We start from the raw sequence: 17,336 nt of genomic DNA, 5'->3' as shown, positions 1-17,336 counted from the left end.
CGCTCCAACTTTTACTACGTGTGCTTCAGCTTCACCGTAACCTACTTCAACTTAAATTTCACACAGTAACTTTCACAAAGGGTATAATTGAACTACTCAGACACTCCTTCCGTTTTTCTGTACAAAAATCGCATTTAGCCCTATCAAACTTTAATATCCGATAACGTATCCTTGAACCGTCAGGCATAACCTTCTCTTTTTCAGAAAAAAGAGCATGTTTATACAAGAAGGAAATCAATTCAATGGAGAACTCCTCCATCATAAATTTCATGAGTTGAACTTCATGCCTCCAATTTAATGCTTTCAATTCCCCCTTGGAGGTAAAAACTAGCCTGAGGGCACTACGAAAATTTTGAGTAATATTATTTAGGTCATAGTGTTTGAATGTCGCGACTATGAAGTATCTAGAAAATAAAACCAACTCATTCCACAAACAATGTGCAGACTTAGAGATATGCTCCGATAAACTTAGTACTTTTTCCATTTTTATATTTTTAAGAAAAATAGGCCTGTTATTACATGGATACGTCCCCATCATGACGTCATATATACTATGACTTGACGTAGCATAACTTTTACTTTGAAGAACTATAAGTTCCTCTCCATGCTCATAGCAAGTACCATTATCCCGTCGAAACCACTCTTTTTTAAAGTACCCGACACCGTACTGCTTGATACTGTTTCTCATACAGATAGGGCAAAACTTAACCTCGCCAACTCTATCGTAGAAGTAGAAAAGTTTACCATTTCGAAAAATATTCACATCTGACAAGTTTATTTTTGCATACCCAGATGAAACAATATTATATGAAATCCAATCTATATCTTTTCTGAGCATCGAATTTGACACTAAAATTGATTCCCTAATAATTTCATATCGCACCGAATCTTTTAACTCTTCGAAAAATTTGGGGGCTTTCAAATCAGAAAATTTACGCCAGCGCCCACCGGGAGTTATGATTGTACGATGTATAGAGGATGGTAAACCCTCTCTCATGTAATACCTTAGAAAAAGGCTATGCAGCGACTCTCCCGGCAATAACAACATTTAGCTTAAAACTTCCTAATCAGATTCATAGTAAGAGGGATTTTTTTTGAGTATCTTAAAAGCCAACCATGCCCACCTAGCAAACGGTCCAACTTTGCCAACGAAATATCCGCACCGTGTATAGCAAGCAATCGCTCAGCTTGGCTTGCTAGCACTTTGTCCCGCTCACACCAGTCAACCCTGTCATGCCGAATAGGCGGCGTTGCGGCTGGCAATACTTCTTCCAGCCAAGTCGGTTCATGGTTAAGAAGCCAGAAAAAGGCCGCATTACATTTTTCCTTGCACTGCTGGCGATTAGCCTGCGGATGTAACTCAATATAAAGTAACAATTGGTGTTTGTATCGCCGACGCCTTGATTCAAACTTACACTTTTTACGATGGCTTACCAAGCCCGTTTGAGTGGAAATCAACATCTCTACACTGCCACAAGAGATCCCAAACCTTTTAGCGATTTCACGTCGATGAAAACCTTTTCTGGCTAAATTGATGATGCAAAAACGCATCTTTTCATTCAAAACTCGGGGCTTAAGGTTCAAAGGAATATTTTCTTTCAGTGCCAAACATTTAAGATAACATCTGCTTTTTCCTGTTCTACGGCTAACTTCAGCCATAGACAACCCCTGAAGCAGTAGCTTTTTACACCGTTCGGTTAAATCTATACTGAAAACTAAATTCCGCCCATTATCTGGATGAATTTCCACATCTTTGGTTTTGGCATGCTCAATAAAAAAGCCAAGTAGCAAGTGCTTAAATGGATGCTGACTGGTACTTTCCTTAACCAATGACGACAGATATTTAAAATCGTCCTCAGCTTTAGGAAGCAATCCAAAGTCCGGATATTCGAGCTGACTCGCAAGTTTAAAAAGCTCAGCAACAAGGGCTTTTCTACGCACATGTCCATTTGAAGTAATGTAGCCATTTTTCTTTAAACTTTGATGATAGTCTGAAGGTTCAGTGTCCCCATTTCGTATTGCTTCCAACTTAACAGCAGCGAAGATTGAAAGCTGATATGCTATTTCAGAGCACTCTCTCACCCTTGTCTCTAAAGATGGACATATACCGTGCGCTATATGCGGCCGAGCCGGTAACGGTACATGTATCAACCATACACAATGCAAATGACAAGCTTCTATACCTGGAGTTTGATGGTTTAAATGCCAATATGTCAGTCCGTAATTTCGCATATCTTCACGGGCACAGATCGGGCAATACTTTAGCGTCAGCGTTTCATGTTCTCTGAAATTCGCTAACTGACATGCTCGCCATGCGGAAACAGCAGATAACGCATCATCATCTATCGCTTGGCGGCAAGATGGCAAATAAAAGCTGAATAAAGGAAACAAGGTTTGGTCCCGCAAAAGTATATGCGGCTGCTCGCCACAGGCATTGGCTATTTCGTTCAGGTTGGACGTCAAATATGGGTGGATGCTCGCTCTTGAGCTACCAAGCAATGCATCAAGAAATCGTTCGGTCTTCATACCAGAAACAGTTAAACTGCGCATCAAGCGACCATAGAGAGTTTCGTTCGACAACGCCGAGAGAAGTCTCACTACAACCTCCATAATTGGTCAGCGACACTCAGAGCTTAGCCCATATATACAAATCACCCAAATGAATTTGCAAGCATCAGTGTAGTGGCACAGTGCTCCATGGCTATGATGATGCGAAAGCTACATTCATGGAGCTTGTAGATCAGATACTTCTAATGAACAATAGTGAAAATTGATAATTATCCCTTCATCACGAAACGAATTTGCTATTCATCAGTTAGCGTTGTCTGAATGACTATATCCAAGATGTCGCTATTTAAATTAAATCTGATTGGGCTCAACTCCACCTAAAACTTCTCATGAACGAGAGGGTCGGCAGCGACTCCTTCATTAAACAGCCAGACGGTCATTTATCAATCAATTCAAAGTCATCAAGCGGTGAAAATGGAATCTCAAATTTGATATCTGGCGTTTCTCACTCCATTCTCAACGAATTCGTACCGAATCGGTTAATATTACCTCTACGAAAGGCCTCAATTTTTGCCAGCGCGCGATTCGATACTCAACGCCTAATTCAATATATGATTTTGCCTATTGCTCTTTCCACTTCTCAATTATTTATGTTAGCTTACTTAAAGTTGATGTTTTTGACTAAGTAAAGTACAGGGATGAAGTGACAGTGAATAAAAAAATAGTTTCGGTAATAAAAGAAAGAGCAAAAGGTGAGTGTCGAGTTATACTTACACCAAAAGAAGTAGAGCAATTTTTCCGTAAAGGATTTACTGTTTTGGTTGAACAGGGAGCCGGAATTAAAGCCGGTCACGATGATACAAGCTACTCAGATGTCGGCGCACAGATAGTTTCTCAAAAGCAAGCATGGAGTAGTAACTTTGTTCTAAAGTACAAACCCCCTCTACCTGATGAATGGAAATGGCTCCGTCCAGACATGCACCTATGTGCAATTTTTCATGCCGAAGGTGATCCCGGCTTAGTTACAGCACTAGTACGAAGTGGGGTTACTGCGTATTCCTACGAATTCTTCCAAAAAGAGAATGGGGATTTCCCCTTAGCCATCCCAGGAGGTGAAATTGCTGGAAAAATGGCTGTACTATATGGAGCATACCACCTTCAGCGCCACCTCGGAGGCTCGGGAGTTCTTTTAACTGAAACTAAGGGGGCCTCTAAAGCGAAAGTTACAATTATTGGTTATGGTAACGTGGGGAGTGCCTCAGCAAGACTTGCTCTAGCTATGGGGGCGGAAGTAGTGGTTCTTGGACGAAGCGGCGAAGGGTTGAAACGTTTTGAATTAAACTTAGGTGGAAATATCCGAACCGCAATATGCTCAGAGCAAGTTTTACAACGCGAGTTATCTGACACCGATTTACTTATTGGAGCAATTCTAATATCTACTTACGATACCAAACCAATCGTTCATGATGATCTTGTGAAATTAATGCCAAAAGGCTCTATGATTGTTGATGTGACCTGTGGTTATGGTTCCGGGTACATGCCGAGCTTTGATCAAGAGACAAGTTTTGAAGATCCTGTTTATGAGAAATATGGTGTTCTACATTGTAAAATTGATAAACTACCTGCACAGTTTCCTATAACAACAACGGAAGCATATAGCGCCAACGCATTACCGTATTTGCTGCGGTTAGCAGAAATGGTATATGAAGGCACTTTCGACTCTATTTCTTCTACAGGCAAAATTGTTAGTCAAGGAAAAATTACTCACCCTGTTATTCAGAAACATATGGACCACTATAGAAAGCAATCGATTTCTTTTTGACGTGCTTTTTCTAGCTCTGAACTAACTTAATATATGCCTTGATTGTTCTCTTACTATGGAAAGAAGACGTGGATATGATTGATTATGGAATGCGTGCGCGCCACTATGACATTGAATATTCCTTTAACAAAGATAAGGACTTCATTGCTTCTTTGGTAACTCCAAATGTGCGAACTATCCTTGATATCCCTTCTGGAACAGGAAGAAATCTATGGCTTGCGGAAACTGGCCGGGAAATCGTTTTCGCAGATCTAGAACCTGCAATGATAGAAATACTCTCTAAGAAATTAATACAAAGAAAAAAAATCCCTCGAGTGAGGGCTGTTGTTGCAGATATGAGGGACTTAGATTTAGGTATGAAATTTGATCTTATCATTATCTCTCATGATGCATTTCTCATGTTTTCAAAAGATGATGAAGTCAAGGCCGTTTTAGATTGTATGCAACAACATCTGAGCTCATCTGGACGGCTGATGATTGATGTATCATTATTGGAATCGACTTCTTTAAGCTTGCAGAATACACCTATGTGTTACGATCCCGAGCTTCCTGATGGTAAATGGAAAACAGATATTGTTCGAGCCTTAGACCATGAATCTTTTCTTTTTCGAAGAACACGACAAAAGCACATAGCTGACTTAGTGCACTTTGATTTTTCATATCAAGTGAAAACAAATGAAACGGATTTACAAGAATATAAATCAAAGCTGGTACTTCGACGTTATACATACTCGGCTTTAGATATATTAATTACTTCTACAGGTTTAGAAATCAAAGAACGTTTTTGCGATTATGATCGCGGGAGCTTTAGGCATGATAGCACACGTTGCATTTATCTGGTGGGCCATGAAAAATGAAAATAGATTCATTTGATGATATCAAGTTAGATCCTGCTCAATACTCTAGGGCTAAACAATATTTCTTAGAATACTATCAAGGACCTTTTATCTACGGACAAGGCGTCGAAGAGCTACTCAAAATACTTGAGTGTTATGGAACTAAAGGATCATGGTTAGATCTAGGTTCTGGACCTTCCACACTACTTTGGTCAATTCCACTATCGGGAATAACTAGTATTACTTGTTCTGATAAGCATCCAGAAATGTTACTTATTCTTCGGAATTTCGTATGCAGTAGAAAGATTCCTAAATGTTATAAAGATGTACTTGAAATCTGTTCAAGAAATGTAGATCACCTTGCTGATATGCGTAAAAAATTTAGTAGTTACTATGAAATAGATGCGCTACGACCTTGGCATGGTCATGCGCTCTCTGAATCTTTTGATTTGGTTACAGAGTTTGGGTGTTTCGGTATTTCACCATCTGCAGAAGCATTTATTGATTGTGTTGGATATGTTAAGCCAGCGATTACTCCAGGAGGTAGATTCATCGGAGCAAATTGGGTGCGTAGCAATCATTATGTTTCTCTATATGGTGGAAAAAATTCCTATCTCTGCACAGAGTTGATAGTCTCTGCTGCAGAAATACACGATATGGAACTATTGCATGCAGAAATGATTCCTGTAAAGGGAGATCCTTACTATGATGCCGTCATTGTTTGGGTTTTAAATAAAAAAAGGATTTAGTATGACACTTAATACCCATGAAAATATTTTTTACCCTCCGGTAGGGATTGTGCATATAACTGATACAGTCGGAAAACTTTTAGAACCACATATCGCAGAAAAACAAGGTATACATATAAATACTTCTGCACAGCCAAATAGCAACCCCCACCTTGGAACAGTAACGACGTTAATGACCGCTTTTGCTATAGGTGAGTATCTAAGAAGTTACTTCAACTTGCCTGTACGACTTACCTTTGATCAGTTAGAGAATGCTCCAGGTGAAAAGCAAACAGCAGATGGTATCGAATATCAAAAGAGCCTCGGAGATACCATGGGGGACAGGGGTATATCACTAGCAAATGAGTACATGAAGTCTTTCCGCTGGGTTTTTGATTTTTTATCACAACTAACAGATATTCCTTATAAAATTTGCTCTTACGACGACTTTCAAAAAAAGCCCGCTTTTCGTAGAAACCTTCTTAAAATCCTTCAGAATAAAGAGCAATTCTCTTCTTTTCTTTCACCTACAGACAAAGTAATCCGCTTTCGTTTTCCGTGTCCAAAATGTAGGTGGGTGGATAAATCATCCAAGACGACAAGGATATTATCCTTCGATGAGGATCATGCCGTGCTAAGTAGCAGATGCTTTAAACACGGTGAACATCAAATAATCCTTAGTGAAAAAAGTAGCGATTTTATAGATACGAATACTCCCTTAAGAGATGTAGCTAAAGGAGCAACGTTAATTGAAGAAGGGCAGCACAGTAATGAGCTCATGGTTATGTGCGATGGAGGAGACTGGGCTGGGGTTTGGAATATGCAAGTATTTTGTAATGGAATAACTAGGCTGGGATACCCTTATGAAAGCTTACCCTTCCGCTTTTTTTCTCCGATTATAACCGACTGGTCAGGGGCTAAGTTTTCTAAGTCACTCTATGTAAAAGCGCATGCATATGAATACCTACCAGAGGGTCTCATTAATTTTGAAAAGTTCATAGAATTTTATGGTAAATCAGGTTTTCTCCAGCTCTGGGAAGAAGTACGTAGTTGGCCAGAGGAGCCTAAGAAGCTTTTTAGAAACTACTCAATCGACTATTTTCAGCTTATGCTCCAGAAATAACAAAGAAGGAATATAAAATATGTCCCAAGAAAGTCTTTTTGTAAATGACGAAAAATACCAAAAACCTCTACTCCTTTTGAGTCTTCAGCCTCAATATTGGCAACTAGTTCTTAGCGGAGAAAAAAAGTTTGAATATCGTCGTTTATTCCGTAAGGATGCTGTTCAAGCATATATTTATCTTAGCTCTCCTAGAAAAGAAATTGTGGGCTTTATCGATTTTGATGTTCCACTAATAAGCTCTCCGAAGGAGATAGCTGATTTAGCTGAAAGTCAAAGCCCCGGTTCATATAAAGGCATGATGGAATATTTAGGCACTCGAGATAATGGGTTTGCGATTCCAATATTATCGTATGATAGTTTTGAAGGAATTCCACTGGCAGACCTACGAGAGCGATTTGGCTTTACAGCACCTCAAAGTTATCTTGTGTTAGATAATAACCCTGCCCTTCGTGATTTCATCCGAGCTCGGCACTTGGGTGAATAATTGAGGTATCAACCATATCATTGGTATACCTATTACCGTCTAATAGTGAATTTAATGTTCAAATGACTTTAAATGTTAAATACAATCAAGCGGCATTTGTTCGAGCAAAATATATATATTCTCTCTGAGTGAATTAATGAAAATAACTTTAAATGATCTTAAATGGCATCGCATGAAGCGGTCTGGTTTAATAACTCCATTCAAATCAGCTGAGGATTGCGCGGAGTCGCTTATCGGTATTCAAGCACAGATGCCAAGAGCTGCTGCACTTTCAATAGCTAATAGAGTTGTCAACTTTTCATTTTTAGAGTTTGAAAACCTTTTATACGACTCTGGTTCTCTAATACGAACATGGGGACAACGTCATACTCTCCACGTATATCGCTCGACAGACTGGCCAAATATTATCCCGGCTATTTGCAATCGACGCTCATGGGCATATAAAAACTTCAAAAAAGATGGGGGATCAGATAGTGAGTATGAACGACTCCTCCATAAGATCGGTGAGATACTCGAAACAGGGAAGCCTCTTTTGAGAAGTGAAATATCAGCGTACACGGGAGTTAGTTCGTCTGCGTGGGGTGGTCTACTAATCGACGCCGCTTATAGAGGCCTAGTTTATGATGCAGGTAAGAAACGCTTCTCCCATGGAAAGTATAGAGGTTTTGTTAATGATAAAAGCCTAAGTAAGAGGCAGGCTGGTATACAATTAGTTACTCGATACCTCTATAGCTATGGCCCAGCCAGTCTTGCTGATATAGCATTTTGGTTTGGAGAGAAAGTAGGGGTTATAGAGAACTTAATGAGCTTTATGGACCTAATGGAGCTTGAATGTAGTGGGATAAAGCTTTATATGTTGCGAAAGGAACCAAGCATAATTTCATCATTGGAAAATCAGGATAGAATCCGGAGTTGTCCAATTATTATGCTATATCGTTTCGACCCACTTCTATTAGCCCATAAGTCAAAAGAGTGGATCGTTCCACGTGAACACTACAACAAAGTCTGGACCGCAGGAGGACATGTTTCAGGTGTCGTCGTTGTAAAAGGAACGGCGGTGGCAAAGTGGCACTATATCAAAAAGGGGAAGAAATATATCATTGAAGTAGAACCATTTTCGAATGAAAAAATTTCAACAGAAGTGAGAGAAAAAGCTTTAGAGCATGAGAGGTTTTTAGAAAAATTTTTTGATGCTAACTTGAAGTCAGCGATGCGAAGCGTCTGATATTTCATTATAACAAACCGTCAGATTAGTTTTGACCTAATCAGGCGAATTGTAAGCTCAAACCAGAGTTACAACCTCTTAAGCGTCACTTAACTTTGTTCTCGGGCAGCATTACATCAACTAATTAAATAAAGTCCAAATCTGCAATAGGATTATCACAAACAATCCCCGTTTTCTTGAGCATGTCGACCGGATTTTCCAGTTCAGCGGCTCGCTGAAACATATCTGGATCTCGGATCCTGATCGGTAAATCTACCGTACCGACTAGCTCGCGCAACTGTATTTCAAATTCCGGATGTTGTGGACGAGTTATATCGGCAATAAACACCTTAGGTTTTGCGGCTTTCTCTTGCTGCGAATTCTTCCTTGACCCGCGATTACCGGTTGGTAACAGAAACTTTTCTCTCTGCACCTTTATTTCTTCGGTATTGGAAGACAGGCCGCAAGCTCTTGCATAAGCCTGTTCAAGTACTGTAGCGTTGATCCGTTCATCATCTGAATCAGATAAAATAACCAGTCGTTGCGCTTCACGATAAATACGGTGGGCTATATCCAAATTTCCGAGCGATAGCTCGTACATTTTATCGTTTAACTTAACTGTAAGTTCGTTGTAAACGCTCGTCCATTGAATTTCCCAAAGCTCACCAAGAAACGCTTCCCACTCATCACTGTCTCTTTTTAAAGGCTCCATTTGGAAACAACCGGCGCTTTCCGCACGGCGAGCTGCCTTCAACGTTTTTGACAATGTTTCATCAAAAGGCGGATTACCACAAAACAACATAGGAACACCCAGTTTGTTGACCAAACGATGGAGGAAATTCAGTAGATTATTTTCCCCTCCCGTACGTTTGAATACCAGGCGCTGCATTTCATCAATGACTAAGATACCGAGAAAACTCGATTTTATGCGTTGCTCAATTTGCCTCATCAAACCGCCTATTGTACTCGCAGGCGTTTCTTTTGGTCTATTCATCACGAGATCCAAACTTGCCAGTATCTCTTCACATAAGTCACGCACACTGGAGTTGTTTGGACACTCAACTTTTATCCATATAACCTGCTCGGTAAACTCCATCCGACGCCCCTTATACTCATCATGCTCGATAACGGCTGGCAAATAGTTGAGGATCTGCTCAAGCATACTAGTTTTACCTACACCACTGCTTCCTATCAAGGTAATGGTTTCAGCTTTAGGTTCAAAATAACCAGTTCTAGGGGCTATTTCCGGTCTTTCCTCAACCGGATAATGAAGGTACTGAGCCGTGGTCGGACTAAAAGGGTTCTTTTGGCCGTAACCATCTTTAATCGCAGTCTCTATTGCACGGAAACATTGGTAATAAATGAAAAATGGCTGACGTAACTGTTTCAAGCGAATAGTGTATTCTTCCCTAACCAGAGGGTCAGGGTGTTGCCTGATGTGTTGATCCAAGTTCGGGTAATTGGAAAACTTCTGAAGTAACTCATTCATTCCTAATTTGGGCTTAAGCGCTTCTATCAGTGGGTTACCTTTATGCTCTGGTAAGATTGCCTCATGATATTCGGCTGGCTCTCTACGCATCTATTTATCCTTCAACTTCCGGTTCCGCCTTGGCAACATGACAACTACATTTGCTTTCGACTGAATATCGTTCTTATTATCTTTTCCTTCATCTGAAAAGCTATGCGTTGTTCTCTTGATCTCTTCACGTCGGTTTTCTCGGGTATTTCTTACCTTATCACTGAATGAAACAGAGTTATTTTTTGCCCTGTCCTTAGCCTCTTTGACTATCTGCTCATGCCGTTTTTTCATTTCTATCGACTCGACTGTCACGGGAGAGCGCTCTTCATGAACATCCATCCAGTCCTGAATAAACTCGGCTTCACTTAATGGCATATCTCTGAGCATGGCATTACGAGACAATAAATAGCATTGAGTGAACCCTTGTTTTTCATTCAGCCTCACGTAGATATGGTTTACCGTGTTGTCATCAATACGTGCATCCATCTGCCATCGCCCTTTCACTCTCGCAATCGCGGCAAGGTTCTGATCTTCAACCTGCTGGCAGGAGTAATACATTTCTTTGTATTTGATACCACTTGCTGTCATGCTCACTTGTTCGGAAGGCAGCAAGCGTGCAATTACCTCGCTAGGTTCAACCCTGCTTAAGGCATGCATATGCTTAGAAACATATATTTTCCAGGTATCTAGTGGCGTAGGGTTTAAGTCGTTTTCGATTAAAAGGGCATGGGAAAAGGCAAGCGATTTAAGAATATCCCGATTATGCTCCAAAGCAGCATCGATCAGCATAGACGTTACTTCATACAGGGTATGAATAGAATCCTTGCGCGGATCTCTGTCACCTCGCACCATCTTTCCCCCTCTTGTCGAGCCAATCAAGTGATGAATAGCGTCATCATTTAAAGTTTTGAATCGGCGCTCTACGAAAGGTTTGTAATCTGGTCTGTAAACAGGCGTAAAGCTAAGCTCGGTGAAAGGGACGACTTTTTCTTTTGCCTGCAATCCAATCATCTCCCCGTTGTCGCATATAAAACGTTTGGGAACGTGCGCACAAGGCCATTCTGACTCATCGATATTCACACCATACCGAGCACAATATTCAGCCTTAGGTAGGAAACAGTTAACCAGCGCTTGGCGGGCTGCCCTCCATGATGCATGGTACAAGGATACATGAAACCCAACTATCATACGGGTTGCTCTGTCAACAATAGAGTAAATTGAGGGCCTTCCGAGAGCATACTGCTTGCCGAAACTGGAAACAATATGCACATCGGCCACAGTTGCATCTATTTCAAAACAACTACCAGGTACTAAATCATCCTGCACAGCACTGCCAATTACGCTGCGTTTTTTAAGAAGATAGTCTCGTTCCGTCGAACGCTTGCGTATTATAGTATCTTCCGAAATCAAACGGTTTCGCCAATATGAAAACTGGCGTAATGAAGGCACTATTGGCGCCCTTTTACAAGCATCAGCCAATTTTATCTCTTCAGCATGATACTGCCTAAGGTATTGCTTGTAGGACTCTTTAAGAGACTTCCCGTTGACCTTTAAATAATGCTTATTCAGAGCCTTACGAATATTCTGTTTATCCTTGGTATTTAGCACATACTTTGGAGCACGCTCGACGCCGAGTGTTCTTGATGTTCTCGGAGCTCCCAACGCTCCATTCATGGCAAACCGCTCTCCCCCTGAGCCACCGCTGTTCGCGTAAGCAGGTAGAAAAGCATTTTTAGTCAGACCAAGGCGCCAATAAGTATTTAAAAGTCGTGAAACTTTCTTTCGATCAACTCCCTTTCGCTTTGCATACTCGGCTAGCGACTTCATTCTCTTCGACGTTGCGTAGGCAAATACAAATTCGCTATCCGAGGTCAACTCGTTTATCAAACTGAAATTTTTATCTCGCTTGGCCTTAGATTTAGGAGAGATATCCTCTTCTGCCACTAATAGGAAATAAGGCGCTTCCCACTCAATGAATACTGCAATTCCTGAACGGCTCCACCTCGTAAACGTCGACAACATTTTAGCAATGGGTCTTTGCAAGTGATCTTTGTCGGTCAGCTGAAATAAAATGATGCAATCCAGATGAGGTATAATTTCGATGACTCGGTAGATGTCGTCTGATAGACCTTCAGCCCCATTCAAACGCCATACACTGTTTTTATTAATCGCCATTAGACACCTGCCTTTTTTCGAGGTTCACGGACAGAATATCTACGCCTCCAAAGGATTCGATAGAATAATTTAAATCGACATCAATCCACTTTTCAGCAATCATGTAACGCACTATATTGAGCCCATCCTCGCTTCTGCATTGGAGCATGGATACTAGCTTTTCACATAAATCGAATAGCAGATGTTTACCTGGTTCCAAAATTGCTAATGCGGCTTCAACTTGGGAAGGTGAGTATGTTTGAATGCCTGCGCGAAATGGCGACGTTGCCCACTGTATGTTAGTGCTTTGTGCTTTCGTTGTTTCATTTCCAGTGAAAAATAGAAATTCAACACCCAAGAGTTCCCACCAGATGCGTTCAATATCCATTTTTTCAGCTGTTCTCTGATCGATTCCGTCCTCGGGCTTAACGGAAATCGCCCTATAAAACTCTCGCCCTCCTTGTCGACAAGTCAGAAGGAAGTCCGTCGTCATGATGTTGGGCTCAGCGCTATAGGGAACCGTTGGATGTTCGACACCTAACGTCGCAGCAATCTTTTGGGATAAGTTAAGAGGTAAAAGAGGGAATTGCTCGCGGATATCGACCACCGAATCGCTGAATTCGGCTAAATAAAAGAACTGGCTTTCTATCGATGATAACAGATGATGCTCTCGCCCCGTTTTTCTACCCCAAACCTGGGTTCTTTGTCCTTTTTTAGATTTTACATCCTGAACTCTAAGCCAAGGTTTGTAATCGACCCCTTCGCCAATTCCGTATTTGTTTTTGAGTGACCGATTGAAGTCGCTAAGCTTTTCAAGCTTTCTGCCACGTGCCATAGCCTTCGCCAATATTGACAACATTCACTGAGTATAGTCAGTAAAAATCTATTACGGGCAGAATATTGTTTAAAAAATACCTTACGGACAAACTTTATTGTCTACGGGCAAACTTTATTGTCATTACACATAGGCTAACAAGCCTGTCCGCATGCCCAGCCGGAGCTCCATGCATATTGGAAGTTATAGCCCCCAAGCCATCCGGTGACATCGGTTACTTCACCGATAAAATACAGGCCTTTTTGTTTTTTTGCTTCGAAGGTTTTTGAGCTTAATTCGTCGGTATCTACACCACCTAACGTAACCTCTGCGGTGCGATAACCCTCTGTGCCATTTGGTTTTATTTTCCAGCTAGTAAGGGTTTCGGTTAGCTTTTCAATCTCTGTGTGGCTGAGTTGGTTGGCGTTTTTATCTGGGATGCTGCCGTCGCTGATTAGGGCTTCAATAAAGCGCTTTGGTAAGATGCTCGAAAGCAAGTTCTTCAGGCTCTTTTGCCCTTGCTCACTGCGCCAGTCATGAAGTTGTGCTTGCACATCTAAGTCAGGTAGTAAATTGATGCTAACAAACTCTCCTGCTTTCCAAAATGAGCTGATCTGCAAAATTGCAGGGCCAGATAAGCCTCTGTGGGTAAAGAGAATATTTTCTCTAAATTGGATACCGCTTTCACTAGTCACTAGGCTATCTACGCTAATGCCAGACAAACCATCAAAGCGTGCTTTGTCGTGATCATGAAGTGTAAATGGCACAAGCGCTGCCGTGGTTGGTAACACAGTTAAACCGAATTGCTCCGCTATTTTGTAGCCGATTGGCGTGGCGCCAAGTTTTGGCATGGTTAAGCCACCAGCGGCGATCACCACAGACTCGCAGTTAAAGGTTTGAGTTGTGGTTTTAACTAAGTAGCGACCATCAGCTTGATGTTCAATCGCAAGGACTTCTTGACGTAAATGAAGTGACACGCCCGCCCAGTCACATTCGGTAAGAAGAATGTCGACAATGTCTTGCGCGCTATTGTCGCAAAACAATTGTCCAAGCGTTTTATGGTGATAAGCAAGGCCATGGCGGTCTACCAATTCAATAAAGTCATGTTGGGTATAGCGGCTCAAGCACGACTTTACAAAGTGTGGATTTTTGCATAGATAATTAGCAGGTGAAGCATTTTCGTTGGTAAAGTTACAGCGGCCACCGCCACTGATCAAAATTTTACGACCTGGCTTTTTCCCCATATCAACCACTGCAACTTGTCGCCCTCGGTATCCTGCCTGTGCAGCACACATCAACCCTGCAGCACCTGCGCCGATAACGACTACCTCTATTTGTTGCATAAACTCACTCAACCTTTTATATAAGATTTCTACACTTTCCGTTTTGCCAACAGTTTAACTTTAAGCGGCAAAATCGCGACCAAGCGAAAATTATACCTAGATTCTTTATCTAATCACAGCTACGAATATCGATAGCCAATCGCATACCTTTTAAACACTTGTAAAAATTATGTCAGTCTATCACTTCCCAAACCTTCAAAAAGCAAGAAAATACAACTAGTAGAACATCAAAAAGCCAACCTTTAGAACTAACCAAGTCCCCACTCTATTGGCTACAAATGCTTCACAAAGTTAAAAACACTATTTTGTTTACAGTCATTTACAATGTAACTGAAATTTATTCACACTCTCATAAAAGTGAAAAATAAGGATTAAAAACAATATAGTATGAATTTTCTATAGCCGTATATCCGTCTGTATATAACTAAAAAATTAGTGCAAATAACAAAACAGCGCTTTCTTTTTTTTAACCATGAGTTTACTTTCACTAGCCATCAGCTTTTTATTAACAGCTGAACAACAAGTTAGAAACTAGGGAAACATTATGACAAACAACAAAAACTTTAAGCGCGCTGCACTAAGCGTCGCAGTGAGTGCATTATTCACAGCGACTGCAGTTACAGCCGCACCATCACAATCAATTGGTCAAGATACTGCACTTGCAGCAACAGCACAAAAGCTATCATCGCAAAGCACACTTGGTACGCAATTCATTATTAAATACAAAGATGCGGGTTCTCAGATGATGAGCCTAGCTGCAGAAGATCTACAACCAGCAAAAATGCAACAACGTGCAGAAAGTTTTGTACAAGGCTTCAAGAGCAGCAAAGCAAAAGCACAATACGTACGTCCAATGGCGTTAAGTAACCACCACGTTATGCGTGCTGACAAAAAACTTTCAGCAAAAGAAGCACAAGCATTCATGAACGACGTAATGGCTTCTGGTAATGTTGAATACATCGAAATCGACCAAATGTTAAAGCCATTTGCAACACCTAATGATCCTCGTTATAGCGATCAGTGGCACTACTTTGAAGCCGCGGCTGGTATTAATGCCCCTGCTGCGTGGGATAAGGCAACAGGGCAAGGTGTAGTGGTTGCGGTATTAGACACAGGTTATCGCCCACATGTGGATTTAGATGCCAACATTTTGCCTGGCTACGACATGATCTCTAATACCTTTGTTGCTAACGATGGCGGCGCACGTGACAACGATGCTCGCGATCCTGGTGATGCGGTCACTCGCGGTGAATGTGGAACAGACTCTTCAGGTCAACCTTCACCACGCGCTGATCAAGATTCAAGCTGGCATGGTACGCACGTAGCAGGAACTGTTGCTGCTGTCACAAATAACGGTGAAGGGGTAGCTGGTGTTGCTTACGATGCTAAAGTAGTGCCTGTGCGTGTTCTTGGTAAGTGTGGTGGTTTAACGTCTGACATCGCTGACGGTATCATTTGGGCATCTGGTGGTTCTGTATCTGGTGTGCCAGCGAATGCTAACCCCGCTGATGTTATCAACATGAGTTTAGGTGGTGGTGGTGCATGTAGTGCAACCACACAAAATGCAATCAACCAAGCACGTAACAACGGTACGGTAATTGTTATTGCGGCAGGTAACGACAACGACAACTCAGCAAACTACAATCCTGGTAACTGTAATGGCGTTGTAAACGTAGCATCTGTGGGTCGTGATGGTAGCCGTGCTTACTACTCAAACTATGGTGCAAACATCGATGTTGCCGCTCCTGGTGGCGCACAAAGTTTTGCAAATGACCCTGAAGGTATCTTGTCTACGCATAACTCAGGCTCTGGTGCACCTTCAAATGATAGTTACCACTACTCACAAGGTACGTCTATGGCGGCACCTCATGTTGCAGGTGTTGCTGCGCTAATCAAACAAGCAAAACCATCAGCTACGCCTGACGAAGTAGAAACTATCTTGAAAAATACTACACGCAGCTTTGCGGGTAGCTGCTCTAACTGTGGTACAGGTGTTGTTGATGCAGCCGCTGCGGTAAATGAAGCTTTAGGCGGCGTGGTAACTCCACCTACAGGCAATGCGCTTGAAGATGGTGTAGCAAAAACAGGCCTAAGCGGTGCCGCTGGCAGCAATCAGTTTTTCACTTTTGACGTACCAGCTGGAAAAACCAATGTGACTTTCACAATGAGTGGTGGTACCGGTGACGCTGACATGCATGTAAAGCGTGGAAGCCAACCAACTTCAAGTAGCTATGATTGTCGCCCATATGAAGATGGTAATGCCGAAGTTTGTAGCTTTGACGCGCCTCAAGCTGGTACATATCACATAATGATAAACGGTTACCAAGCTTATTCTGGAGTGAGCTTAGTTGCTGCAACTTCAGGATCGAGCACAAGTGCTCCACAAGCTGGTGGCGGTACAATTGAAGATATTTCAGCTTCAAGAGGTCAGTGGGTTCACTACACTATCGAAGTGCCTGAAGGCATGAGCGACTTCACCGTGAAAACATTTGGTGGCTCAGGTGACGCTGACTTATTCGTTAAGTTTGGCTCACAACCTACAGCAAGCAGCTATGACTGTCGTCCATATGAAGGCGGTAATACTGAAACATGTGTAATTACCAACCCACAAGCTGGTACATGGCACCTGAGCGTTAATGCTTACCGTGCATTCTCAGGTCTAACGCTAGACGCACAGTATAAGCCATAAGCAAAATTAAGTAGGCCCTTAATTGAGTCTTCCTTCCCCAATGAGAGGCCGCGTTTGCGGCCTCTTTTAATTATTCCTGGGTTCAACTTGCAGTAGTCGAGATAAATCTCGA

Annotated in this window: 13 protein-coding genes; 7 read left to right on the top strand and 6 right to left on the bottom strand. The window is 41.8% G+C overall.

Features of this window, described 5'->3' with window-relative positions:
• Positions 1-58: 58 nt before the first annotated feature.
• Together CWC29_RS14365 and CWC29_RS14360 are read right to left on the bottom strand one after the other, a co-directional pair.
• Positions 59-1,048, bottom strand: a complete 990-nt coding sequence (locus tag CWC29_RS14365) for a TniQ family protein (RefSeq protein ID WP_328820784.1) — start codon at positions 1,046-1,048, stop codon at positions 59-61.
• Between the two features lie 5 nt (positions 1,049-1,053).
• Positions 1,054-2,598, bottom strand: a complete 1,545-nt coding sequence (locus tag CWC29_RS14360) for a TnsD family Tn7-like transposition protein (RefSeq protein ID WP_167815435.1) — start codon at positions 2,596-2,598, stop codon at positions 1,054-1,056.
• Between the two features lie 619 nt (positions 2,599-3,217).
• On the opposite strand from CWC29_RS14360, the gene CWC29_RS24110 reads away from it, so the two are divergent.
• The 6 genes from CWC29_RS24110 to CWC29_RS14330 all read left to right on the top strand — a co-directional run bounded on the left by CWC29_RS24110 (position 3,218) and on the right by CWC29_RS14330 (position 8,726).
• Complete coding sequence (locus tag CWC29_RS24110) at positions 3,218-4,330, top strand: NAD(P)-dependent oxidoreductase (RefSeq protein WP_167815434.1); 1,113 nt, start codon at positions 3,218-3,220, stop codon at positions 4,328-4,330.
• A 74-nt stretch (positions 4,331-4,404) separates the two neighbouring features.
• Positions 4,405-5,187, top strand: a complete 783-nt coding sequence (locus CWC29_RS14350; protein ID WP_235956663.1) for a class I SAM-dependent methyltransferase — start codon at positions 4,405-4,407, stop codon at positions 5,185-5,187.
• The gene (locus tag CWC29_RS14345) at positions 5,184-5,915 is read left to right on the top strand and encodes a hypothetical protein (RefSeq protein WP_138524723.1); all 732 of its coding nucleotides are present in this window, start codon (positions 5,184-5,186) and stop codon (positions 5,913-5,915) included. The genes CWC29_RS14350 and CWC29_RS14345 overlap by 4 nt, the downstream gene beginning before the upstream one ends.
• 1 nt (position 5,916) lies before the next feature.
• On the top strand, positions 5,917-7,017 hold the full coding sequence (locus CWC29_RS14340; RefSeq protein ID WP_138524724.1) for a hypothetical protein: 1,101 nt from the start codon (positions 5,917-5,919) through the stop codon (positions 7,015-7,017).
• A 19-nt stretch (positions 7,018-7,036) separates the two neighbouring features.
• Positions 7,037-7,501, top strand: a complete 465-nt coding sequence (locus tag CWC29_RS14335; RefSeq protein ID WP_138524725.1) for a hypothetical protein — start codon at positions 7,037-7,039, stop codon at positions 7,499-7,501.
• Between the two features lie 136 nt (positions 7,502-7,637).
• Positions 7,638-8,726: a winged helix DNA-binding domain-containing protein gene (locus CWC29_RS14330; protein ID WP_138524726.1), complete on the top strand. Its 1,089-nt coding sequence runs from the start codon at positions 7,638-7,640 to the stop codon at positions 8,724-8,726.
• A 124-nt stretch (positions 8,727-8,850) separates the two neighbouring features.
• Here the strand turns inward: CWC29_RS14330 and CWC29_RS14325 are convergent, their stop codons facing one another.
• The 4 genes from CWC29_RS14325 to CWC29_RS14310 all read right to left on the bottom strand — a co-directional run bounded on the left by CWC29_RS14325 (position 8,851) and on the right by CWC29_RS14310 (position 14,535).
• Complete coding sequence (locus CWC29_RS14325; protein WP_138524728.1) at positions 8,851-10,284, bottom strand: ATP-binding protein; 1,434 nt, start codon at positions 10,282-10,284, stop codon at positions 8,851-8,853.
• On the bottom strand, positions 10,285-12,399 hold the full coding sequence (locus CWC29_RS14320; protein WP_138524729.1) for a DDE-type integrase/transposase/recombinase: 2,115 nt from the start codon (positions 12,397-12,399) through the stop codon (positions 10,285-10,287).
• Positions 12,389-13,213: a TnsA endonuclease N-terminal domain-containing protein gene (locus tag CWC29_RS14315; RefSeq protein ID WP_138524730.1), complete on the bottom strand. Its 825-nt coding sequence runs from the start codon at positions 13,211-13,213 to the stop codon at positions 12,389-12,391. The genes CWC29_RS14320 and CWC29_RS14315 overlap by 11 nt, the downstream gene beginning before the upstream one ends.
• A 134-nt stretch (positions 13,214-13,347) precedes the next feature.
• A complete protein-coding gene (locus CWC29_RS14310; protein WP_138524732.1) occupies positions 13,348-14,535 on the bottom strand; it encodes a BaiN/RdsA family NAD(P)/FAD-dependent oxidoreductase in 1,188 nt (395 codons plus the stop codon).
• Between the two features lie 544 nt (positions 14,536-15,079).
• On the opposite strand from CWC29_RS14310, the gene CWC29_RS14305 reads away from it, so the two are divergent.
• Positions 15,080-17,224: a S8 family peptidase gene (locus CWC29_RS14305; protein ID WP_138524733.1), complete on the top strand. Its 2,145-nt coding sequence runs from the start codon at positions 15,080-15,082 to the stop codon at positions 17,222-17,224.
• Positions 17,225-17,336 lie beyond the last annotated feature (112 nt).

Origin of the sequence: Pseudoalteromonas galatheae (assembly GCF_005886105.2) — a bacterium.
Classification (GTDB): Bacteria; Pseudomonadota; Gammaproteobacteria; order Enterobacterales; family Alteromonadaceae; genus Pseudoalteromonas; species Pseudoalteromonas galatheae.
The sequence above is the reverse complement of the archived record's forward strand: the minus strand, read 5'-3'. Positions and strand labels throughout refer to the sequence as shown.

Bases quoted from the DNA above. Each gene is read 5' to 3' on its own strand.
- CWC29_RS14365 (WP_328820784.1), bottom strand. From the start codon at position 1,048: ATGTTGTTATTGCCGGGAGAGTCGCTGCATAGCCTTTTTCTAAGGTAT.
- CWC29_RS14350 (WP_235956663.1), top strand. From the start codon at position 4,405: ATGATTGATTATGGAATGCGTGCGCGCCACTATGACATTGAATATTCC.
- CWC29_RS14345 (WP_138524723.1), top strand. From the start codon at position 5,184: ATGAAAATAGATTCATTTGATGATATCAAGTTAGATCCTGCTCAATAC.
- CWC29_RS14340 (WP_138524724.1), top strand. From the start codon at position 5,917: ATGACACTTAATACCCATGAAAATATTTTTTACCCTCCGGTAGGGATT.
- CWC29_RS14335 (WP_138524725.1), top strand. From the start codon at position 7,037: ATGTCCCAAGAAAGTCTTTTTGTAAATGACGAAAAATACCAAAAACCT.
- CWC29_RS14330 (WP_138524726.1), top strand. From the start codon at position 7,638: ATGAAAATAACTTTAAATGATCTTAAATGGCATCGCATGAAGCGGTCT.
- CWC29_RS14325 (WP_138524728.1), bottom strand. From the start codon at position 10,284: ATGCGTAGAGAGCCAGCCGAATATCATGAGGCAATCTTACCAGAGCAT.
- CWC29_RS14320 (WP_138524729.1), bottom strand. From the start codon at position 12,399: ATGGCGATTAATAAAAACAGTGTATGGCGTTTGAATGGGGCTGAAGGT.
- CWC29_RS14315 (WP_138524730.1), bottom strand. From the start codon at position 13,213: ATGGCACGTGGCAGAAAGCTTGAAAAGCTTAGCGACTTCAATCGGTCA.
- CWC29_RS14310 (WP_138524732.1), bottom strand. From the start codon at position 14,535: ATGCAACAAATAGAGGTAGTCGTTATCGGCGCAGGTGCTGCAGGGTTG.
- CWC29_RS14305 (WP_138524733.1), top strand. From the start codon at position 15,080: ATGACAAACAACAAAAACTTTAAGCGCGCTGCACTAAGCGTCGCAGTG.